Origin of the sequence: Nocardia sp. N2S4-5 (assembly GCF_044628355.1) — a bacterium.
Taxonomy (GTDB): Bacteria; Actinomycetota; Actinomycetes; order Mycobacteriales; family Mycobacteriaceae; genus Nocardia; species Nocardia wallacei_B.
Window position 1 is genome coordinate 5379269 of the sequence record NZ_JBIUPM010000001.1, and the last position, 21722, is coordinate 5400990.

Below are 21722 nucleotides of genomic sequence, written 5' to 3' on the forward strand. Positions count from 1 at the left end.
GAGGGTACATGCCACCGCCGCTTCGCGCGGCCGGACCGTGCGGATCGCTCGCGGTCAGGCGTCGCGCAGGGCCCGGTACACCGCGGCGCCGACGAACGCGCCCAGATCCTGCGGGGTCCACGGGCCGTCGCCGGTCAGCAGGGTGCGGACCGCGCCCTCGCCGGCCGAGACCCACAGCTCCACCAGGACCGGGAGCTTGCGTTCGGCGTCGGCGGTGCCCCAGGCGTGCAGGGTCGGGCGCAGGCGACGGGTGCAGCGCTGCACGGCCAGCAGGCGGCCGCGTCCGAACGAACTCGCGACGGCGGGATCCGGGTTGCCGTACAACAACTTCCAGGTGTCCGGCCGGGCGGCCACCGTTTCGAGCAGGGCACGGAAGCCCTCCACGAACACCTCTTCGTCGGCCGCCACCCGCCGCCGCGGCAGCGCCGCGATGATGCCGCTGATCAGATACGACTCCTCGCGCTGGAGCAGCGCGTCGATGAGTTCGACCCGGTCGGCGTAGCAGGCGTAGACCACCGGGCGGGTGACGCTCATGCGTTCGGCGACGGCGGCGATGGTGATGGCCGCGATGCCGTCCTCGACGGCGATCCGCAAGGCGGCGTCGAGCACTTGCGGCCGGCGCCGTTCGGGCCCGAGATGTTGCGCACGCTGCCGCGGCCGCACTGCCGAATCGGAACCCATGCGGACCAAGATATCAGCGGGAATGTCGCAGCCTGCCGGATCGCTTCCGCCGGAATTCGGCAGATCTCCGGCATATCTCTGGCAAATCGACACTTAGATGTGGTTACGTCGTCCGCAGCCTACGGTTGCGTAACCGGACAGCCGTACGGCAACCTCCAGGGACAACATCAACCGGCGTGTGCGGAGAGCCGGCACACGCTGCTATTCGACCCAGTCGAGGAGGCCGGTCCGTGTCGCACTACAAGGCGAACCTTCGGGATATCGAGTTCAACTTGTTCGAAGTGCTGGGAATCGGGGCGCTGCTGGACGACGGCGCCTACGGCGATCTGGACGCGGAGACCGCGCGGGGGATGCTCACCGAGGTACTGCGGCTGGCGGAGGGGCCGGTCGCCGAGTCGTTCGTCGATGCCGACCGCAACCCGCTGCAGTTCGACGCCGCCGAGCACGCGGTGATCGTGCCGGACGCCCTGCGCAAGACCGTCGCCGCGGTCAACGAGGCCGGCTGGTCGGCGCTGGGCATGCCGGCGGAGATGGGCGGCGTCACCGCGCCGTCGGCCCTGGTCTGGGCGACGCAGGAAATGCTTGTCGCCGCCAACAATTCGGCGAGCTTCTTCAATATGGGCCCGCTCATGCACACCGTGCTCTTTCACGAGGGCACCGCGGAGCAGCAGCGCTGGGCCCAGCACGCGTGGGAAAACCGTTGGGGCGGAACGATGGTGCTCACCGAGCCGGACGCCGGGTCCGACGTCGGCATGGGCCGCACCAAGGCGACCGAGCAGCCCGACGGCACCTGGCACATCGAGGGCGTGAAGCGCTTCATCTCCGGCGGCGACCTGGGCGACACCGCCGACAACATCATTCATCTCACCCTGGCGCGGCCGGTGGGCGCGGGTCCCGGCACCAAGGGCCTGTCGCTGTTCGCGGTGCCGAAATTCCTCTTCGACCGGGAGACGATGGCGCTCGGCGAGCGTAACGGCGTGTACGTCACCAACCTCGAGCACAAGATGGGCATCAAGTCCTCGCCCACCTGCGAACTGACCTACGGCGGCGCGACACCGGCCGTCGGCTACCTGGTCGGCGAGGTGCACAACGGTATCGCCCAGATGTTCAAGGTGATCGAGAACGCGCGCATGATGGTGGGCGTGCTGTCGGCGGGGACGCTGTCCACCGGATACCTGAACGCGCTGGAGTACGCCAAGACTCGCGTGCAGGGCGCCGATCTCACCAAGATGACGGACAAGACCGCGCCGCGCGTCACCATCACCCACCACCCCGACGTGCGCCGCAGCCTCGCGACGCAGAAGGCGTACGCCGAGGGCCTGCGCGCGCTCTACCTGTACACCGCCGCCTACCAGAACGACGATGTGGCACAGGTGAACTTCGGCGCGGACCCGGAACTCGCGGCACGGGTCAACGACCTGCTGCTGCCGATCGTCAAGGGCTGTGGATCGGAGCGGGCCTACGAGACGCTCACCGAATCGCTGCAGACCCTCGGCGGATCCGGGTACCTGCAGGACTACCCGATCGAGCAGTACATCCGCGATGTCAAGATCGACTCGCTGTACGAGGGCACCACCGCGATCCAGGCGCAGGACTTCTTCTTCCGCAAGATCATTCGCGACAAAGGGACGGCGCTCGCCCACGTGGCCGGGCTGATCCAGCAGTTCGCCGACTCCGGCGACGCCCGGCTCGAGCGCGAGCGCAAGCTGCTCGGCGCGGCGCTGGCGGACGTGCAGGCGATGGCGGCCGCGCTCACCGGGTATCTGATGGCGTCGCAACAGGATCCGGAGGAGATCTACAAGGTCGGCCTCGGCTCGGTGCGATTCCTCTACGCCACCGGCGATCTGGTGATCGGCTGGCGGCTGCTCGCGCAGGCCGCCGTGGCGCAGGCCGCGCTGGACGCCGGGCCGTCGGAGCGCGATCGCAGCTTCTACGCCGGAAAGATCGGCGTCGCTTCGTGGTTCGCGAAGAACAAGCTGCCCCTGCTGAGCGGCGTGCGCGCGGTGGTGGAGAACCTCGACAACGACATCATGCAGTTGGACGAGGCCGCGTTCTGAACCTCCGTTCCCGATTCGTGACACATTCGGCGGTTACGGCGCGCCCGGGGTTGCGGGTACAACTACCGCATGGTCTTTCCGGTGAGCTTCGGCTGGATCCAGGCCCTGCTGGTGGTGCTCTTCGTCGTCGCCGTGGTGCTCGTGATCAGCGCGGTGGTCAGGGCACGCAGGGTCGGATGGCGGGCGCTGGCCGGTCGCGGCGCCGGGGCGCTGGTGCTGGTGCTGGTGGCGGTGGTCATCCTCTGGGTGACCACCCTGCTGCAGACCTATCTCGGGCTGACCGGCGAGGTGAAGGCCGCGCACGTGGTCGCGACACCGGTCGACGGACAGCCGCACACCCTCGATATCGAACTCACTCTGTACGGCGACGGCAATCACTCCGACCGGCACGAGAAGCATCGGGTCGAGGGCGATCTGTGGGTCCTGCAGGCCAATATCGTCGAACTCGAACACTGGGTGAACACGCTCGGTTTCCACTCGGGGTATCAGGTGGCTCGCCTGTTCGGTGAGCGCTTCGACGGCGATGCCCCCAGGCAGAATCACATCTTCCTCAACGGCAACGACCGCGACTTCTACGAGCAGATGCAGCAGAACACCTGGTACACCAAGCCGTTCGTGCGCTCGGTGTACGGCAACGCGGTGGTGGCCGCCGCGGGCAGCTACGACGTGTTCATCTCGCAGGACGCCATCAAGACCCGCCCGGCCTGACCGCGCCCGGCAATCAGTCGGCGAACTCGGCGACCACCGGTGCATGATCGCTGGGCGCCTTGCCCTTCCGCTGCTCGCGGTCGACCGTCGCGTCCGTGGTGCGCGCCGCCAGCGCGGGGGAGGCGAGGATGAAATCGATGCGCATGCCCTCCTTGCGGGGGAAGCGCAACTGCGTGTAATCCCAGTACGTGTAGACGCCGGGGCCGGGCGCGAACGGCCGCATCACATCGGTGAAACCGGCCTCGGCGATGGCGTTGAAGGCGTCCCGTTCCGGTTGCGACACATGGGTTCTGCCCGCGAAGAACTCGGGGGACCACACGTCGGCGTCGGTCGGCGCGATGTTCCAGTCGCCGACCAGCGCGATCTGCGCCTCGGGGTCCTCGGCCAGCCAGCGGGCTCCGGTATCGCGCAGGGCGGCAAGCCATTCCAGCTTGTAGGTGTAGTGCGGGTCGGCCAGGGCGCGCCCGTTCGGCACATAGAGGCTCCACACCCGCACGCCGCCGCAGGTGGCGCCGAGGGCGCGGGCCTCCACCACCGGCGCGGCGAGCAGCGACGTCTCGGCGTCCTTGTCGAATCCGGGCTGGCCGGGGAAGGCGATCTCCACCTCCTCGAGGCCGATTCGGGAGGCGATGGCCACCCCGTTCCACTGGCTGAACCCGACGTGCGCGACCTCGTACCCGGCCTCCTCGAACCGTTCCGCCGGGAACTGGTCGTCGCGGCACTTGGTCTCCTGGATGGCCAGCACGTCGATATCGGCATCGTCGAGCCAGCCCACCACCCGATCCAGGCGGGAACGAATCGAATTCACGTTCCAGGTAGCCAATCGCACCGCCACATTCTCCTTGCCTGGGTGCGGCCCGGTCAGGCCGGGGCCGCGTAGCGATAGTCGTGGTGCTCGACGAAGCCCATCTCGCGGTACATCGCCTGCGCACTCGTATTGTCCACCGCCACTTGGACGTAGGCGTGGGTGGCGCCGTGCCGGTGGCCCCAGCGAACGAGTTCGGCGCAGATCAGGGTGCCCAGGCCGTGGCGGCGATGCGGGGCGGCCACGGCGACGCAGGTGAGTCCGACCCAGCGGCGGCCGTCCGGCGCGGTGGTGACCGCGCCGCGCCCCACGGCCAGCGCGGTGGGCAAACCCAGTGCGGCGAAACCGATCTCGCCGTCGCGCACCGCGGTCAGCACCGCCTCGTCCGGCTGTGGCGGCGGCACCGGCACGGTGTCCTCGCCCTGGAATCGGTACAGCTCCAGCCAGCCCGCGTGCGGTGTTGCGTCGATCCGCACCATGGAGGGACCCTGCGGCAGTACCAAGTTGTCGATATCGATGGCCAGCACGCGCGTATGGCCCCAGGTCCGCCAGCCGGACGGCACGGGGGCCAGCCGGTCGGGCAGCCGCAACTGCAGCGGCAGGCCCTGGCCGGTGTACCACTCGCCGATGCGGCGCAGCGTCTCCGGATGGACCTGCGCCGGAGATTCCGAACTACCCACCGGCACGGCGGAATTGGCGCGATTGGTGTATCCGTGCCCGGCGGCGAGCACCCAGCCGTCCAGCACGGCGCGGTCGGTGCCGGGCCAGCCGTCGCAGGCCGCCGCCTCCAGCGCGCGAATCTCGCGGGTCCGAATCGGCCTGGGCCCCAGCGGTTTCAGCGCCACGACGCGATCGGCCGCGATGGCCACCGTCTGACCGTCGGCGGTGCGGACGGTCGGCGGGTCCAGCGCGACCAGCTCGCCGATCACATCGGTGAACTGCTGGGGATAACCCTCCGGCAGCCGGTACCGCACCACCACCCGCCGGCCGGGCGGTATGCCGGGCGGTTCAGTCGTCATGCCCGAACGGATCCGGCACGGTGCCCGGGAGCCAGCTCAAACCCGGTACGCCCCAGCCGTTTCGCTTGATCGCCTTCTTCGCCGCCCGCGCGTTGCGCCCGACCAGCACGTCCACGTACAGGAAGCCGTCGAGGTGGCCCACCTCGTGCTGCAGCATGCGGGCGAAGAAGCCCTTGCCCTCGATGTCGACCGGGTTGCCGTGCTCGTCGGTCCCGGTGACGCGCGCCCACTCGGCGCGTCCGGTGGGGAACTGCTCGCCCGGCACGGACAGGCAGCCCTCCTCGTCGTCGTCGGGATCCGGCATCGTCTCGGGGATCTCCGAGGTCTCCAGCACCGGGTTGATCACCGCGCCGCGCCGCCGGTTCATGCTGCCGTCCGCGCCGACGTCGGGACAGTCGTAGACGAACAGCCGCAGCGGCTCACCCACCTGGTTGGCCGCCAGCCCCACGCCGTGCGCCGCGTCCAAGGTCTCGTACATGTTCGCGACGAGTTCGGCGAGTTCCTCCGGTGACCTGGTGACCTGCTGGGTCGGATGGTGCAGAACCGGATCGCCGACGATGCGGATCGGGAGAATCGCCATGGTCGGTCACTTTACGCGGAGGCCCGAACCGGGCACGGCGACGGACACGTCGGCGACGCCGACACGCCGTGCGACGCAGCGGGCATCGCTCGCGTTCATGGTTGAATGAGCGTCGAGTCGTCAGTTGTAACTCGGCGAGGGAGCGATATGGACAGCGCAGCGGCACGTGATCTTTCCGCAAGCGAGGACAGCTCTTCCACGGGTGCGGAGGTCGCCGGCGAACTCACCCGTCGCGAACTCGAGATTCTCGATTTCGAGCGCAAGTGGTGGAAGTACGCGGGCGCCAAGGAAGAAGCCATCCGCGAGCTGTTCAGCATGTCGGCCACCCGCTATTACCAGGTCCTCAACGCCGTCGTCGACAAGCCGGAGGCGCTGGCCGCCGACCCGATGCTGGTGAAGCGGCTGCGACGGCTGCGGGCCAGCCGGCAGAAGGCCCGCGCCGCCCGGCGGCTGGGCTTCCAGGTGTGATGCGGGCGTGCACGCCCGCCTAGGACTAGGGTCGACCAGGTGAGCAACCCCAATCCGCCCTCCGGTGGACCGCCGCTGCGAGCGCTCGCGATGGTTTTGATCGCACTGGCCATCGTGTTCGCCGGCCTCGGCGCGATGTCGCTGTCGAGTTCCGAGTCCACGGCCTCGGACACCGAGACACAGGGACAGGCGACGCAGGGCCGGCCCACCAGCACCACGTCGTCCAAGCCGGCCGCTACCACCACCTCGGCCGCCGACACGACCACCACCACGACCACATCGTCCACGACGACGACCACCGCTCCCAGCACGACACCGACCGCGGCCAAGTCGGTGCCCGTGCACGTGCTGAACAACAGCACGGTCGCGGGTCTGGCCGCGCGGACCGCGGGTCAGCTCTCCGCCGACGGCTGGACCATCGCGGAGACCGGCAACTACCCGGGCGGGGTCATCCCGAAAACCACTGTCTACTACGGGAATTCACCGGGCGAGCGGGCCGCGGCCCAGGAGGTCGCCGAAGAACTCGGCGTCTCGGCGGAGCCGCGATTCGCCGGGATCGCGAGCAATCCGCCCGGCGTGATCGTCATCGTCACAGGGAACTGAACGGTCGTCTCTACCAACCCGGCCCCACGGCTCCACGGCGTAACGGCTCTGGCATCATCTTGACCGGTAACGAATTCGTCCACACGGCATTACTCGTAAACTCGGTACTCGTAAAGGAGTTCCCCGATGGCCCCGTCCACAACTCGTCGCCCGTCCTGGTGGACTGTGACCCCGGTGCTGGCGGTCGCGGTGTTCGGCCTTGCGGCCTGCACCAACAGCCAGGAATCGAGTGACGTCAAGGGGACCACTCCGCCGGTGTGGACGGGTTCGGCGGCGCCCGGCGGCGAGGCCACCGGCACCGGCGAGCACGGCGGCAGCGGGCACGGGAGCACCGAGCACAGCGCCACCCCGGGCGATGCGGTCTCGGTGCAGCTCAAGGATCCCGCCGGGGTCCAGGTCGGTACCGCGTCGGTGGTCAAGTCGGGCGGCCACCTCGAGATCACGGTCGAGGCGCACGGGCTCAAGCCCGGCTTCCACGGCCTGCACGTGCACCAGGTCGGCAAGTGTGAGGTGAACTCCACCGCGCCGGCCGGCGGCCCGGCCGGCGACTTCCTGTCCGCGGGTGGCCATCTGCAGGTGGGCGATCAGAACTCGCACCCGGCCAGCGGCGACCTGACCTCGCTGGAGGTGCGCCAGGACGGCACCGCCAAGCTGGTCACCACCACCGACGCCGTGACGTTGGACGAACTGAAGGGCAAAGCCCTGATGATCCACGCCGGAGCGGACAACTTCGGCAACGTCCCCAGCCGATACACCCAGGCCAACGGCACCGCCGGCCCGGACGCCGAAACGCTGGCGACCGGTGACGCGGGCAGCCGGGTGGCCTGCGGCGTCATCGGGTAGCGCGGTTGCCATGGGTGGGGCCGGCGTCGGAAAAGTTCACTGGAACAGCTCGCCCCGCCCCACGCTGGGGGTCGAGTGGGAGATCGCGCTGGTCGACAAGAACACCCGCAATCTCTCCAACACCGCGGCCGCGGTCTTCGACACCGTCGGTGACCTGCGGGCCCACGACGGCACCCCGCAGGTCACCAAGGAACTGCTGAGGAACACCGTCGAGCTCGTGAGCGGCGTGCACGACACCGTCGGCGAGGTGGTCGACGACCTCAGCGGCACGATGGACGCCGTGCGCAGCGCCGCCGACGCGGTCGGGGTGGACCTGTTCTGCGCGGGCACCCACCCGTTCGCTCAGTGGTCGACCCAACAGCTCACGCGCACAGCGCATTACGACGAACTCATCGAACGCACCCAGTGGTGGGGGCGGCAGATGCTGATCTGGGGCGTGCACGTTCACGTCGGAGTCTCGCACCCGGAGAAGGTCTTTCCGATCCTGAACTCGCTGCTGCTGTCGTACCCGCACCTGCTGGCGCTGTCCGCGTCCTCACCCATGTGGGCCGGGATCGATACCGGGTACGCCAGCAACCGGGCGCTGATGTTCCAGCAACTGCCGACCGCCGGCCTGCCGTTCCAGTTCGAGAACTGGTCGCAGTTCGAGGGTTTCGTGCACGACCAGATGAAGACCGGCGTGATCGAGCAGCTGGGCGGCATGCACTGGGATATCCGCCCGGCGCCGAAATGGGGGACCATCGAGGTCCGGGTGTGCGACGGAATACCCACGCGCCTCGAGCTTTCCGCGATCGTCGCGCTCATCCACTGCCTGGTGGTGGACCTGGATCGCCGGGTCGAGGCGGGGGAGACGCTGCCCACCATCCCGCCCTGGCATGTGCAGGAAAACAAGTGGCGCGCAGCACGTTACGGCCTGGACGCGATCATCATCACCGACGCGCAGAGCAACGAACGCCTCGTCACCGACGACCTGTCGGAGCTGCTGAATCGCCTCGAGCCGGTCGCGAAACAGCTCGGCTGCGAGAAGGAGCTGGCGCTGGTCGCGGAGATTCCCCAGCGCGGCGCCTCCTACCAGCGGCAGCGCCGCGTGGCCGCCGCCGCCCAGGGTGATCTGGTGGCCGTGGTCGACGCCCTGGTCAAGGAACTGGACGCCTAGCACCGGCCGGTGGTCGGTCGTTCAGCTGCGCGGCGGGGTGGCGTTCATCGCCCGTTTACTATGGTCGGGTGCTACTCGACGACCCGCGTTCCGACTTCGGTGGTGACGCTCGCCGCGGCCGGATCCGGAGGCCGTCGACCCGGGCCCGGATCGTCGTCGCCGTGGCGGCCGTGCCCGTGCTCCTGATCGCGTTGCAGATCGTGGCCTCCCGCAACGGTTTCGAGGGCCCGCTGCACAGCCTGTGGTCCGATTACGCGGGGACGCCGAAGTCGGTGTCGGTGCCCTGGGCGGGCTTGGCGCTGGCGCTGGTCGGGCTGTCGTGGCGGCGGCGCTGCTGGGCCGTCGGCATCGCGCTGGGGATCGATGTGGTGTTCGCGATCGCGCGGTTGCTGCTGGGTGGATCGCTGACCATCGGCAACGGCGCGGTGATCACGCTGACCGGTCTGGCGCTGGTCGCCCGGTTCCGCTGGGAGGGTACGGCCCGGCGCAACGCGCTGCACGCGGCGGCGCTGGGCGCGCTGCTGATCCTCGCCACCAAGGTGGGCGACGTGTGGCTGCACGTGACCGTGATGGCCGGGCCGAACGTGCTGGACCGGTACGTGCTGCTGGCCGATCACGCCTTCGGGCAGCCCTCCTGGGTGCTGGGGCAGGTCGTCGACGCGCTCGGCCCGGTGGTGTTCGCGGTGCTGCACTGGGTCTACATCGAGCTGCCGGTGGCGGCGATGGTGGTGGCGGCGTGGCAGTTGCGGCGGGTGGCCTCGACCGGCATCTGGCCGAGTCACTATCTGGTGCGCACGTTCCTGGCGCTGGGGTTGGTCGGGCCGGTGGTGTACGTGCTGTTCCCGGTGGTCGGGCCGATGTTCGCGTTCGGCCCCGACGGTCACGGCCTGCAGGTGGGCGACTACTGGCCGCGTATCGTGCCGCCCGTCGATTACCATCCCGGGCTCTTGGGCTTCGACACCGTGACGCCCCGCAACTGCATGCCCTCCATGCACACCGCCTGGGCCACGACGGTCTTCCTGCACTCGCGCCGCGCCGCCGACGGTTCGCCCGCGCCGCGCTGGCTGCGCTGGGGCGGCGCGTTCTGGCTGGCGGCGACCCTGACCGCGACCCTCGGCTTCGGCTACCACTACGGCGCCGACCTGCTCGCGGGCGCGGTGCTGTGCCTGACCGTCGAATCCGTGCTGCGCGCGCCCGAACGCGGCTGGGATCGCGCCCGCCTCCGCGTGGTTGCCGGTGGTCTCGCGCTGCTGGCGGCGCTGTTGCTGTGCTATCGCTACCTGGCCCTGTGGATGGCCGAATATCCCGTTCCGGCGGGCGTCCTCGTGCTCGGTGTCGTCGCCGCCTACTTCTGGTTGTTCTACGCGACCTGGTTCGCCCGCACCCCGGCGGCGCAACCGGCCGAGGCGGCCGAACCCGCGGCGCGACAGGCCTAGTCCACGTCGTCGCCGAGTTCGTTGATCAGCAGCAGACCGTCGCGGTCGCGCTGTTCGCGATAGGCGGTGCGGCCCAGCAGGTGGGCCACGGCCGGAATGGTCAGCAGGGTGAACAGCCCGACCAGCAGCAGCATCCACACGTTGCCGTGGCCGCGCAGCTGGATGGTGGCACCGATCAGGATCAGGACCAGTCCGACCACTTGCGGTTTGGTGGCGGCGTGCATGCGGGAGAGGGTGTCGGGGAAACGCACCAGCGCGATCGCGGCGGTGAGGGCGAAGGCGGCGCCGAGCACCATCAGCCCGAACGACAGCCCGCGCAGCGCGGTATCGAGCCAGCCCGTCATCGGTCGTCCCGCACCCGGAACCGGGAGACCGCGGCCGAGCCGAGGAATCCGACCAGCGCCAGCGCGACGATGCCGGGCAGCACCGCGGTGTCGTCGCTGTAGGTCGCCCACACCGCCAGTCCCGCGGCGGCGATGCCGATGATGGAGTCGATGGCGACCACGCGGTCCAGGGTGCTCGGCCCGGCGAGGATCCGGTAGCTGGTCAGCAGGGCCGCGGCGACCAGTAGTACCCCGGTGATCAGTGCGACGGCCGTCATCAATCCTCCTCGGAAGCGGTTGCGGCCCGGGGCGACTCGTGCCACTCGCCCGGCCGTTCGAAGGACTGGATCAGCAGCCGCTCCACCCGGCGGGTGACGCGGTAGAACTTGTCCACCGCCGCCTCGCTGCCCACGTCCAGCACGTGCACCCAGACGGTGTGCGTGGACCGGTCCAGCTCCAGCACCATGGTGCCGGGAATCATGTTGAGCACGTCGGTGCACAGCACGAAGACCAGGTCCGAGCGGATGGACATCCGCACCCGCAGCACTCCCGACACGGGCGCACCGGCCGGGCGGACCGCGAACCAGGCGATCTGCAGACTGGATTCGAGCGCGTAATACGAAGCGACGACGATCAATTCGAGCAGCGACAGCGGATGCAGCCGTCCCGAGACCGGCACCCGCGGCAGCGGCATCGCCACCATGATCACCGCGCCGATCGCCAGCCCGGCCAGCGTGTTGGCGACGCTCAGATCGCCCCACAGCGCCGTGTAGACCAGCGCCAGCCACAGCAGCACACCGATGCGGACGACGGTTTCGCGGCTCATCGGTCGCCTCCCGACCGCCACGAATCCGGCGTTCCCAGCACGGTTTCCAGGTATCGTCCGCGATCGTTCAACTCGTCGGCGGCGCGCGCGGCGATGCCGAGCACCGGGCCCGCGAAGGCGGTGAGCGAGAGCCCGACCGCGAGCAGCGCGACGGTGGGCGCCAGCATCAGGCGCGGCATGCGGCCGGGGTCGACGCGGTCGTCGAACTGCACGTCGGTCGACTCGTCGATCAGCCCCGAGGGCGCCGCGTCGGCCAGATCACCCTCGGGCGCCTGCACCCGCGGCCGCCAGAACGCCTTGCTCCACACCCGAGCCATCGCGTACAGCGTCAGCAGGCTGGTCAGGATCGATCCGCTCACCAGCACCCAGGCCAGCACGCTGCCGTCGGCCACGCCCGCCTGTAGCAGCGCGGCCTTGCCGATGAAGCCCGAAAGCGGCGGAATGCCACCGAGATTGAGGGCCGGGATCCCGAACAGCAGGGCCAGCGCGGGGCTCGCGGCGAGCAGCCCGCCGAGCCGGCTCAGCGACGCCGACCCGGCCTGCCGCTCGATCAGGCCCACCACCAGGAACAGCGTCGTCTGCACCAGAATGTGGTGGGCCACGTAGAAGACGGTGCCGGTGAGCCCGGCCGCGGTATTCAGCCCCACCCCGAACATCAGGTAGCCGATATGGCTGACCAGCGTGAACGACAGCAGTCGCTTGATATCGCTCTGCGCGATGGCGCCCAGGATGCCGATCAGCATGGTGAACAGCCCGCACACCATCAGCACGTTGTCGAAGCTGTCGGACGGGAACAGCAGCGTGTGCATCCGGATGATGGCGTACACACCGACTTTCGTCAGCAGGCCCGCGAAGACGGCGGTCACCGGGGCGGGCGCGGTGGGGTAGGAGTCGGGTAGCCAGTTCGACAGCGGGAACACCGCCGCCTTGATGCCGAAGGCCACCAGCAGCACGGCGTAGACGGCACTGCGAATTCCCGTGGGCACCTCGCCCATTCGCACCGCCATATGCGCCAGGTTCAGGGTGCCGGTCGCCGCGTACGCCAGTGCGATGCCGGTGAGGAAGATCAGCGACGACACCATCGACACCATCACGTACGACACCCCGGCCCGCACCCGGTCCGCGCTCGCGCCGAGGGTCAGCAGCACGAACGACGCAGCCAGCAGCACCTCGAAGCCGACGAACATGTTGAACAGGTCGCCGGCCAGGAAGGCGATCGAAACACCCGCGCTCAGAATGAGATACGTCGGCTGGAAGATCGAGGTGGGCTGCCGCTCGGTGCCGTCGCTGATGCCCTGTCCGACGGCGAATACGAGCACCGCCAGCAGCACGATCGACGACACCAGCAGCATGGCCGCCGACAACCGGTCCACCACCAGCGTGATCCCGATCGGTGTGCCCCAGTGGCCGACCTGCAGTGCCGCCATCCCGTCCCGGTCGGCCAGGTAGAGCAGCAGCCCGGCGATCACCACCACCGCCGCCAGCGCGGCGATCGAAACGATCTGCTGCACTCGCGGTTTGCGCCCGACGATCAGTGTGGCCGCCGCGGTCAGCAGCGGAATCAGCACCGGCAGCGCGGTGAGGGTGGGCATCAGGCCGGGCGCGAGGGTCATTGCTCGGGGTCCTCGCCCTCGCGGCGCGCGGCCACCTTCACGTCCTCGGGGTCGTTCTCGACGCGCTCGCTGGTGGTCAGGGCGTAGGCGCGGTAGGCCAGCGCGAGCACGAACGCCGCCAGGCCCATCGTGATCACGATGGAGGTCAGCACCATCGCCTGTGCCAGCGGGTCGGCCGAATCCCGTTGTGTCCGATCGGTCTGGCCGAGGATCGGCGGGCGGCCGTCCGGTCCGCCGACGGTGAGGATGAGCAGGTTCACGGCATTGCTGAACAGGATCATCCCCAGCAGCATCTTCGACACCGCGCGTTCCAGCAGCAGATAGACGCCGCACGCGGTGAGGACGCCGACCAGGACGAGCAGCGTGATGTTCGCGGTCATCGGGTCTCCCTCGTCGATTCCCCGGCCCGCGTGGAGATCGTCGTGATCGCGGGCCCCTCGGTGTCCAGCCGTGCGCCCAGGCTGCGCAGCGCGTCGAGCACCAGGCCCACCACGATCAGATACACGCCCAGGTCGAACAGCAGGGCGGTGACGAACTTGACGTGCCCGAGCAGGGGCAGCGTCACCTCCACGATCGCCGACGACAGCGGCGGCGCGCCGAGCAGCAGCGAACCGGTCGCGGTGCCGGCGGACAGCGCCAGCCCGGCGCCCAGTACGTGACCCGCGTCGACCGGCAGGGCCTCGGCCAGCTCGTAGCGGCCGCCCGCCAGATAGCGCAGGACCAGGGCCAATCCGGCGGTGAGCCCGCCGGCGAACCCGCCGCCGGGGGCATTGTGCCCGGCGAAGAAGAAGTACGCGGACAGCATCATGAGGGTCGGGAACACCAAGCGCGTCGTCATCGCCAGCACCATCGAGCGGTGGCGCGGGGCGAGCAGCGGGGACGCGGGCAGCCAGTAGCTGCGGTCCGGGTCGGGCGTGTAGCCGGGCGCGTCGGCGACCCGGGGCAGCGTGCCGAAGCGGCGGCTGCGGAACATCAGCGACGCGACCCCGGTCGCGGCGACCACCAGCACCGAGATCTCGCCGAGGGTGTCCCACGCGCGGATATCGACCAGCAGCACGTTCACCGCGTTCTTCCCGCCGCCGAAACTGTAGGCGGCCTGCGGGATCCGGTGCCAGATCGGATCGGTGCCGCGCGCCGCGGTGGCGAAGGCCGCGAGCACCGCGACCGCGGCGCCCACCAGCGCGGCCAGCAGCGCGCGGCGCACCTTGAACGCGGTGGCCCGGTCGGGTTCGATCTCGGCCGGGAACTTGCGCAGCACCAGCACGAAGATCACCAGCGTCAGGGTTTCCACCAGGAACTGGGTCAGCGCCAGATCGGGCGCGCCGTGCAGCGCGAAGATGACGCCGCAGCCGTAGCCGGTGACGCCGACCAGCAGCACGCTCGCCAGGCGATTGCGCATCACGGTGGCGCCGATCGCCATCGCGACCATGATGAGCCCGATGATCAGCTGCAGCGGTGAGTCCCACAGCCGCAGACCCACCCGGGTCCGGGCGCCGAACGCCAGCATGGCGGTGGGCAGCACGATCAGCGTGATCAGGATCAGCGCCTGGTTGAGCGGGAGCGAACCGCGTTGCGTCGCACCGGTCATGCGCAGCGACAGCTGGTCCATCGCGCGCAGCGTCTTGTCGTAGACGCGGTCGGCGTTGCCCAGCCGGGGATTGGCCGTCTCGCCGATGCGATCGCGGATCTCGAACAGCACCAGGCCGCAGGCGATCACGATCATGGTCAGGGTCAGCGGATGTCCGAAACCGTGCCACAGCGCCAGATCGGTGGGCTCGCCGCCGGGCAGCGTCTCCGCGTAGGGCCGCAGCAGCCGGTCCAACCACGGCGCGGCCGGGCCCGCGGCCAGACTCACCACCGCCAGCAAGGCCGCGGGGGTCACGAACATCGCACCGGGCGGATGCCAATTCAGTTGCGGCTCCGGCGCTCCCACCGCCACGGACTTGGAACCGAAGGCGCCCCAGAGGAATCGCAGGCTGTACCCGACGGTCAGCATGGAACCGACGACCACGCCCGTGCCCACTGCCACCTTCACCGGCGCGGTCAGATTCTCGGCGGTGAGAATCGCGCCCAGCGCGCTCTCCTTGCCCACGAATCCCAGCAGCGGCGGGATTCCGGCCATGCTCGCCCCGGCCAGGATCGCGGTGCCGCACAGCACGGGCGCGCGCCGGCCCAGCCCCGACAGTCGTCGCAGGTCCCGGGTTCCGGCGCTGTGGTCGATGATGCCGACCACCATGAACAGGCACGCCTTGAACAGCGCGTGCGCGACGAGCATCGTCACCCCGGCCAGGGCCGCGTCGGACGTGCCTATTCCGACCAGCGTGACCAGGAAGCCCAACTGACTGACCGTGCCGAAGGCCAGCACCAGCTTCAGGTCGGTCACCTGTAGCGAGCGCAGACCGGCGAGCAGCATGGACACCAGGCCCAGGGTGAGGATTATCGGATGCCAGGGCGCACTGGCCGCGAACACCGGCGCCAGCCGGGCCACCAGGTAGATGCCGGCCTTCACCATCGCCGCCGCGTGCAGGTACGCGCTGACGGGGGTGGGCGCGGTCATCGCGCCGGGCAGCCAGAAGTGCAGCGGGACGATCGCCGACTTGCTCAGCGCGCCGACCAGGATCAGCACCACGGCGACACAGGTCGACCAGTCCTGCGGATCCGCCCGCACCAGGATCTCCGAGAGCAGATACGTGCCGCAGCGCTGCCCGATCAGGATGATGCCGACCAGCATCGTCAGGCCGCCCGCGGCCGTCACCAGCAGGGCCTGCAGCGCCGCGCGGCGGCCCGTGATCTGCTCGGCATGATGGCCGACGAGCAGGAATGACAGCACGGTCGTCGCTTCCCAGAAGGTGAACAGCAACAACATGTTGTCGCTGGTCACCAGCCCGAACATGGTGCCCGCGAAGGCAACCAGATAGCCCGCGAAGATGCCCAGCCGCTGCCGGTCGTCATCGTCGAAATAGCTCGCGCAGTAGGCGAGGATCAGCGCGCCGATACCCAGCACCAGCGCCGACATGATGGAGGCGAGCGAATCGAACCGCAGATCCAGATCCATGTGGATGCCCGGCGCCCAGCCGACGTGCAGTTCCCGCCCGCTGTTCCAGTTCGCGACGACCCAGCCCAGGCTCGCCAGCGGCACCAGCGCCAGCAGATAGAACGCCCGCCGACCCAGCACTCGCACGCATGGCGGCGCGAACAGGGCCGCGGCGGCGTGGGCGAGCAGGACTACGAGCAAACTTCACTCCGTCGGTCGGCGGCGGGGTGTGCGCAGTCGATACTACTTCGGCCCTTACGGGATTCGCGGCTGCCGTGGTTATGGCGTCGAACATGTTCGAGGCCACCGGCTATATATCTGCAATCAGAGCGGTTCGCGATCGTCGGGGCGTTCGGCCGTGCCGCTCGCCGGGCCGACGGCGGGCGCGCGCAGCCGCCGCAGTGCGATGAGCCCGACCAGGCAGCCCACCGTGATCGCGAGCGCGGTCCAGTGCGGAACCGGCGAATCGGTGGCGGGCACCCGGCAGACGTACCAGCGACCGGCATCGGCCGTCGCGGTGTCGAGATCGCCTCGGTCGGCGTGGTCGCGCAGCGCCAGCACCACCGACGGCACGAAGACGATCGACACACCCAGCACCCGGGTCGGGTTGTAGCGGGGCGCGGCGCTGCCGAAGCTGTAGCCGGTGACGAGGGTCAGCACCACCGCGACGATCGCGTTGCGGACCCGGTTCTCGTCGTGGTCGAGCGTGATCACGCAGCTCAGTGCCAGCACGGTCGACAGCAGCAGCGCGAGCAGCGGCCCCGGCCGCCGGAACCCCAGCACGATCCCCAGCGCCAGCAGCACCAGCAGCGGCGCGGCCGACCAGCCCGGCAGCCAGGACGGCATGATCGCGCTGCCGACCGCCGCCAGCGCGATCGCCAGCAGCACCAGGGTTCCGTCGCGGCGGGGCAGCAGCATCGCGGCGACGAACCCGGCGACCACGGTGCCGCCGACGGTCAGCGCGATGTGGACGGTGCTGCCCGGATGGCGGTTCAGCCATTCGGTGCCGGCCAGCGTCGCCACCACGTAGATCAGGCCGGCCACGATCGGGGCCATCGGCAGCTCGATGGACCGCCGCTCCACCTCGGTCGTGTGCCGGTTGGCCAGCGTGCCGAATCCGACCAGCACCACGGTCACCGCGATCAGCCACGGCGGCGGCGAATCGACCGCGGGCCAGCGTCCGTAGCGGTCCGGATCGCCGAACGCGTTGCCGTGCTGCACGGGCAGCGCCGCGCCCACGACGATGCTGCCCAGTGCGCCGAGCGTCCAGCCGAAGACCTGCAGCCGCCCGTGCAGCACGGCCGTCGCGATACCGCCGAGCAGGATCCCGCCCGCGATCGCGTCGACGAAATTCACCGTGGCCAGTGAGGCATCCGGGCCGCTGTGCGCGCCGATCAGATGTGTCACCAGCAACAGCACGGCGCCGCACAATGCCGAACCCCATGCCGCCAGGCCGTGATTCACGGTCGTGGCGAATACCGCGACGATCAGCCCGATGACGGCGCCGGCGGCGATGGCGTGCGGCAGGCTGTGCGCGAGCAGATCCAGCTGTAGTGCCGAGGCCCCCGACGTCCACGTGAAGTCGATCGGGAGCATGAGCGACATCCCGGCAACCAGGGTTGCGAGACCGGCCGTGACCGTCTCGAACACCGCGGCACTGGTTCGCACCTGCTGAAAATACCCACGATCAAGGTCACATAGCCGCAGACCTGCCGGGCGTCAGGGCGTTCGGTTGCGCTGGTCGGCGTAGCGGCGGAGCGATTCGACCTGTGCCGGGTCCAGCGACGGCCGCACCGCGGCACGGGCGGCGGCGACGTCGGTGGCGGTGATGTCGGCGGTATCCACGTCGCGGCGCATTGCGGCGAGGGCGGATTCGCGCAGCAGGGCGGCGCAGTCGGCGGCCGAGTAGCCCTCCAGGTCGGCGGCCAGGGCGGCCAGATCCACGTCGGCGGCCAAGGGGACCGAGCGGCTGGCGGTGCGCAGGATCTCGGCGCGGGCGGCAGCGTCCGGGGGCGGCACGAAGACCAGGCGTTCCAGGCGGGCCGGGCGCGTCAGCGCCGGATCGATCAGTTCGGGGCGGTTGGTCGCGGCCACGACGACCACGTCGCGCAGCGGCTCCACGCCGTCCAATTCGGTGAGCAGGGCCGCCACCACCCGGTCCCCGACGCCGGAGTCACTGCTCTGGCCGCGGCGCGGCGCGAGCGCGTCCACCTCGTCCAGGAAAATCAGCGACGGCGCGGAATCGCGGGCGCGCTGGAACAATTCGCGCACCGCGCGCTCGGACGAGCCGACCCACTTGTCCATCAGCTCCGCGCCCTTGACGGCGTGCACGCTGAGCTGGCCCGTGCCCGCCAGGGCCCGCACCAGAAAGGTCTTGCCGCACCCCGGCGGCCCGTACAGCAGCACGCCGCGCGGCGGATCGATACCGAGCCGGGCGAACGAATCCGGATGGCGCAGCGGCCACAGCACGGCCTCGGTCAGCGCCTGCTTCGTCTCGATCATGTCGCCGACGTCGTCGAGGCTGAGGCTGCCGATCGCCAATTCCTCGGTGCCCGAACGGGACAGCGGGCGGATCACCTGTAGCGCGCCGACCAGGTCGGGCTGGGTCAGTTCCGGCTCGGTGTGGTCACGGCTGGCCCGCGACGCGGCCCGCACCGCCGCCTCCCGGCACAGCGCCGCCAGGTCGGAGACCACGAATCCCGGTGTGCGCGCGGCGATCTCGTCCAGTTGCAGGGTGCCGGTGGGCACCTTGCGCAGCAGTTGCTCCAGCAGATCCTTGCGCACGGCCGCGGTCGGCAGGGTCAGGGTGATCTCGCGATCGCACAGATCCGGTGCGCGCAAACGACTGTCGACACCGGCGGGATGCGAGGTGGTGGCCAGGAAGGCCACGCCCGCGGTGGCTACCGCGGCACGCAACTGGTCGAGGATCAGCGTGGCGACGGGTTCCCGGTCGGCGGGCAGCAGCGCGTCGATATCGGTGATCAGCAGGACCCCGCCTGCGCCGGAACAGATTTCGGAGACCGCGAGCCCGACCTCGCGCAGCCGGGTGCCGCTCTCGGTGGCTCCGACCGTCGGGCCGTCCAGCTCCACGATCCGGCGCGGCGTGGCCACCGCCCGCGCCAGCGTCGCCTTCCCCGCCCCGGCCGGGCCGGTGACCAGCACGCCGAGATGTGGTGGGGCGCCGAGGGTTTTGAGTAATTCCGGCTCGTCGAGCGCGAGGCTGAGCCATTCCGAGAGCTTCGCCGCCTGCGGGCGCACCCCGGCCAGGTCCGCGACGTCCACCGCGGACGGCCGCTCGCGCACCAGCATCCGGGTCCCGGGCGCACCGGACTGGCTGTCGGATCCGGCGCCGGGATCGTGCGAGGCGTCGGCCGCGGGCACGCCGGCGCCCCACACCACCGCGCTGTTGGGCTGCACACTCACAGGTCCGCGCACCGGATCGGTCGCGGTGACGGTGAGCAGCTCCGAGGTCCACGCGATCCCGAAGGTGCGCGAAAGCGCCTGTGTCGCAGCGGCGGTGCTGGTACCCGGGCCGAGATCGCGCGGGAGCAGCGACACCGCGTCACCGACCGTGACGACCTTGCCGAGCAGCGCCTGGCGCAGTGTCGCCTCCGGAATGCTGTGGGTGGCCTGGGTGGATCCGGTCACCGAGATCTGCCGCGCCCCGAACACCGTGGCCGGCGTCACCACCACCGTCGCGTCCTCGCGCACCCCGGCGTTGGACAGCGTCACGTCGTCCAGCAGGATCACCCCGGCCGGTGTCCCCGCGGGCGCGACACCCGCCACCGCGGCCGTCCGCCGCGATCCGATCAGCGCGATCCCGTCCCACTCCCGCAACCCCAACGCCGCCAGGGCCTCCGGATGCAACCGCACCACCCCCCGGCGAGTATCGGCGGCCGAGCGGTTCAGGCGAGCGGTGAGCGACAGTTCCGGCACCCGACCCATTATGGGGGTGTCCGGTCAGCGCTGGCGGGAGCCGGGACGCCGCAGCCGTAACCGCGATGTCGACACCCCCACCCGCAGGGCCGGGCGGCGGCGGGCGGCGCGGCGCTGGGCGCGGCGTTCGGCCGGTTTGTGGTGCCAGGTCTCGGGCCGGGCCGCGACCCAGCGTTGGGAGCGCCAGGCGAACGGGATGTGGGCCAGATACAGCACCACCAGCACGATCAGCAGGACGCGCGGATAGGTGACCAGCGCGGCAGCGGCCAGGGCGACCAGGACCAGGAGCAGGGCCGCGGCCTGAGGCGCCACCGAGACCGACTTCATCGCCAGGGTGGGGATGGCGCTGACCGCGAGCAGTGCCGCGAAGATCGTCCATGCCGCCACCAGAGGAAATTCGTTCCACCAGCCGTTGCCGAACTGCTGATGGGCCACGAGCGGCAGCATTCCGATGAGCGCGGCGGCCGGCGCGGGCACACCCACGAAGTACTCGCGCTGCCAGTCCGGCCGGGTGTCGTCGTCCATCAGCGTGTTGAACCGGGCCAGCCGCAACACGATGCTGACCGCATAGATCAGCGCGATGATCCAGCCTCGGCTGTCCTGGTTCAGGAACGTCACGTACAGCACCAGTGCGGGCGAGACGCCGAAGGAGATCGCGTCCGCGAGCGAATCGAGTTCGGCGCCGATCTTGGTGGTGGCCGAGAGCATTCGGGCCAGCCGGCCGTCGAGGGTGTCGAGCACGGCCGCCGCGCCGATCATGGCCACCGCGGTGCTCAGCGAACCCTCGAGGGCGAATTTCACCGCCGACAACCCCGCGCACAGCGCCAGGATCGTCACGATGCTGGGCAGCAGCCGGACCGTCCGTCGTCGTCGTCCGTGCTCGGTCACGGTCTCTTCGATCATGACAGCAGTTCGGCGAGCACCGTCTCCCCGCCGATGGTGCGCTGCCCGGGGTTCACGAGCAGCTGGGTCCCGGCCGGGAAGTAGGTGTCGACCCGGGAACCGAACCGGATCAGCCCGTAGGTGTCGCCGATGGCCAGCTTGTCGCCGACCTTGGCATCACACACGATCCGCCGGGCCAGCAGCCCCGCGATCTGCACCACCGTCACCAGTTGCCCGGCGTCGGTCTCCAGCACCATGCTGTTGCGCTCGTTGACCGAGCTGGCCTCGGGCAGATCGGCGGAGCGGAATTGGCCGCGCTGGTACGCGATTTCGCGCACGGTGCCCGATACCGGCGTGCGCTGCACGTGCACGTCCAGTACCGACAGGAAGATGCTCACCCGGGGCAGTTCGGCGTCGCCGAGGTTCAGTTCGGCGGGCGGCACCGCGGTGTCGACCAGCGCGATCTGCCCGTCGGCGGGGGCGATCACGACGTTCGCCCGGTTCGGCGGCACGCGGTGCGGGTGCCGGAAGAACGCCGCCGTCGCCGCCGCGGCCGCGAAACCGCCGCGCCGCAACCACTTCCGGCGCCGGGCCAGCAATGCGACGGCCAGCGGCGTCGCCACGAACGGCAGGCCGGCGGGATGCAGCGGGGGGATCGCATCGCGGACCAGGTCGGCGACATGACCGAGACCGGTGCGGTCGGGCGTGCCGGGCGGGGTGGGGCGGCGGGCCACGGGCTCCTCTTTCGTGCG

Annotated in this window: 21 protein-coding genes; 7 read left to right on the forward strand and 14 right to left on the reverse strand. The window is 70.1% G+C overall.

Features of this window, described 5'->3' with window-relative positions; translation table 11 throughout:
* Nucleotides 1-54: 54 nt before the first annotated feature.
* Nucleotides 55-681: a TetR/AcrR family transcriptional regulator gene (locus tag ACFMRZ_RS24620; protein ID WP_280271527.1), complete on the reverse strand. Its 627-nt coding sequence runs from the start codon at nt 679-681 to the stop codon at nt 55-57.
* A 230-nt stretch (nt 682-911) separates the two neighbouring features.
* On the opposite strand from ACFMRZ_RS24620, the gene ACFMRZ_RS24625 reads away from it, so the two are divergent.
* On the forward strand, nt 912-2738 hold the full coding sequence (locus ACFMRZ_RS24625; protein WP_400180926.1) for an acyl-CoA dehydrogenase: 1827 nt from the start codon (nt 912-914) through the stop codon (nt 2736-2738).
* Nucleotides 2739-2807: 69 nt separating this feature from the next.
* The gene (locus ACFMRZ_RS24630; RefSeq protein WP_400180927.1) at nt 2808-3446 is read left to right on the forward strand and encodes a hypothetical protein; all 639 of its coding nucleotides are present in this window, start codon (nt 2808-2810) and stop codon (nt 3444-3446) included.
* Between the two features lie 13 nt (nt 3447-3459).
* Here the strand turns inward: ACFMRZ_RS24630 and ACFMRZ_RS24635 are convergent, their stop codons facing one another.
* Genes ACFMRZ_RS24635 through ACFMRZ_RS24645 form a run of 3 tightly spaced genes read right to left on the reverse strand, consistent with a single transcriptional unit; the run spans nt 3460 to nt 5850 of the window.
* Nucleotides 3460-4275 (reverse strand): exodeoxyribonuclease III, encoded by an 816-nt coding sequence (locus ACFMRZ_RS24635; RefSeq protein WP_280369478.1) that lies wholly within the window; start codon nt 4273-4275, stop codon nt 3460-3462.
* A gap of 32 nt (nt 4276-4307) precedes the next feature.
* Nucleotides 4308-5270: a GNAT family N-acetyltransferase gene (locus tag ACFMRZ_RS24640; protein ID WP_280271531.1), complete on the reverse strand. Its 963-nt coding sequence runs from the start codon at nt 5268-5270 to the stop codon at nt 4308-4310.
* The gene (locus tag ACFMRZ_RS24645) at nt 5260-5850 is read right to left on the reverse strand and encodes a peptide deformylase (RefSeq protein WP_280271532.1); all 591 of its coding nucleotides are present in this window, start codon (nt 5848-5850) and stop codon (nt 5260-5262) included. Before ACFMRZ_RS24645 ends, ACFMRZ_RS24640 begins: the two co-directional genes overlap by 11 nt.
* 147 nt (nt 5851-5997) lie before the next feature.
* Here ACFMRZ_RS24645 and ACFMRZ_RS24650 point away from each other — a divergent pair, with 147 nt between their 5' ends.
* The 5 genes from ACFMRZ_RS24650 (at nt 5998) to ACFMRZ_RS24670 (ending at nt 10356) form a co-directional block, all read left to right on the forward strand.
* On the forward strand, nt 5998-6318 hold the full coding sequence (locus ACFMRZ_RS24650) for a DUF3263 domain-containing protein (RefSeq protein WP_280271533.1): 321 nt from the start codon (nt 5998-6000) through the stop codon (nt 6316-6318).
* 39 nt (nt 6319-6357) lie between these two features.
* On the forward strand, nt 6358-6921 hold the full coding sequence (locus tag ACFMRZ_RS24655; RefSeq protein ID WP_400180928.1) for a LytR C-terminal domain-containing protein: 564 nt from the start codon (nt 6358-6360) through the stop codon (nt 6919-6921).
* Between the two features lie 126 nt (nt 6922-7047).
* Nucleotides 7048-7764 carry a superoxide dismutase[Cu-Zn] gene (gene sodC / locus ACFMRZ_RS24660; RefSeq protein WP_400180929.1) on the forward strand — a complete coding sequence of 239 codons (717 nt, stop codon included), beginning with the start codon at nt 7048-7050 and terminating at the stop codon, nt 7762-7764.
* A gap of 10 nt (nt 7765-7774) precedes the next feature.
* Nucleotides 7775-8920 carry a glutamate--cysteine ligase gene (locus ACFMRZ_RS24665; protein ID WP_400180930.1) on the forward strand — a complete coding sequence of 382 codons (1146 nt, stop codon included), beginning with the start codon at nt 7775-7777 and terminating at the stop codon, nt 8918-8920.
* 122 nt (nt 8921-9042) lie between these two features.
* On the forward strand, nt 9043-10356 hold the full coding sequence (locus tag ACFMRZ_RS24670; protein ID WP_400182964.1) for a DUF5933 domain-containing protein: 1314 nt from the start codon (nt 9043-9045) through the stop codon (nt 10354-10356).
* Here the strand turns inward: ACFMRZ_RS24670 and mnhG are convergent.
* The 10 genes from mnhG to ACFMRZ_RS24720 form a co-directional block, all read right to left on the reverse strand.
* Nucleotides 10353-10700, reverse strand: coding sequence for a monovalent cation/H(+) antiporter subunit G (gene mnhG, locus ACFMRZ_RS24675; RefSeq protein WP_280271087.1), 348 nt, complete (start codon nt 10698-10700; stop codon nt 10353-10355). The genes ACFMRZ_RS24670 and mnhG overlap by 4 nt on opposite strands.
* Nucleotides 10697-10957, reverse strand: a complete 261-nt coding sequence (locus tag ACFMRZ_RS24680; protein WP_280271086.1) for a monovalent cation/H+ antiporter complex subunit F — start codon at nt 10955-10957, stop codon at nt 10697-10699. Before ACFMRZ_RS24680 ends, mnhG begins: the two co-directional genes overlap by 4 nt.
* Nucleotides 10957-11505: a Na+/H+ antiporter subunit E gene (locus tag ACFMRZ_RS24685; protein WP_280271085.1), complete on the reverse strand. Its 549-nt coding sequence runs from the start codon at nt 11503-11505 to the stop codon at nt 10957-10959. The genes ACFMRZ_RS24680 and ACFMRZ_RS24685 overlap by 1 nt, the downstream gene beginning before the upstream one ends.
* On the reverse strand, nt 11502-13118 hold the full coding sequence (locus tag ACFMRZ_RS24690; RefSeq protein ID WP_280271084.1) for a Na+/H+ antiporter subunit D: 1617 nt from the start codon (nt 13116-13118) through the stop codon (nt 11502-11504). Before ACFMRZ_RS24690 ends, ACFMRZ_RS24685 begins: the two co-directional genes overlap by 4 nt.
* Nucleotides 13115-13498: a Na(+)/H(+) antiporter subunit C gene (locus ACFMRZ_RS24695; protein ID WP_280271083.1), complete on the reverse strand. Its 384-nt coding sequence runs from the start codon at nt 13496-13498 to the stop codon at nt 13115-13117. Before ACFMRZ_RS24695 ends, ACFMRZ_RS24690 begins: the two co-directional genes overlap by 4 nt.
* Nucleotides 13495-16353: a Na+/H+ antiporter subunit A gene (locus tag ACFMRZ_RS24700; protein WP_400180931.1), complete on the reverse strand. Its 2859-nt coding sequence runs from the start codon at nt 16351-16353 to the stop codon at nt 13495-13497. Before ACFMRZ_RS24700 ends, ACFMRZ_RS24695 begins: the two co-directional genes overlap by 4 nt.
* 123 nt (nt 16354-16476) lie before the next feature.
* A complete protein-coding gene (locus ACFMRZ_RS24705) occupies nt 16477-17820 on the reverse strand; it encodes a hypothetical protein (protein ID WP_400180932.1) in 1344 nt (447 codons plus the stop codon).
* A gap of 51 nt (nt 17821-17871) precedes the next feature.
* Nucleotides 17872-20088, reverse strand: a complete 2217-nt coding sequence (locus tag ACFMRZ_RS24710; protein WP_400180933.1) for an AAA family ATPase — start codon at nt 20086-20088, stop codon at nt 17872-17874.
* Between the two features lie 24 nt (nt 20089-20112).
* Complete coding sequence (locus ACFMRZ_RS24715) at nt 20113-20991, reverse strand: CDP-alcohol phosphatidyltransferase family protein (protein WP_400180934.1); 879 nt, start codon at nt 20989-20991, stop codon at nt 20113-20115.
* Entirely contained in the window at nt 20988-21704 is a 717-nt protein-coding gene (locus tag ACFMRZ_RS24720; protein ID WP_280271078.1) for a phosphatidylserine decarboxylase, read from the reverse strand. Before ACFMRZ_RS24720 ends, ACFMRZ_RS24715 begins: the two co-directional genes overlap by 4 nt.
* Between the last annotated feature and the right edge of the window lie 18 nt (nt 21705-21722).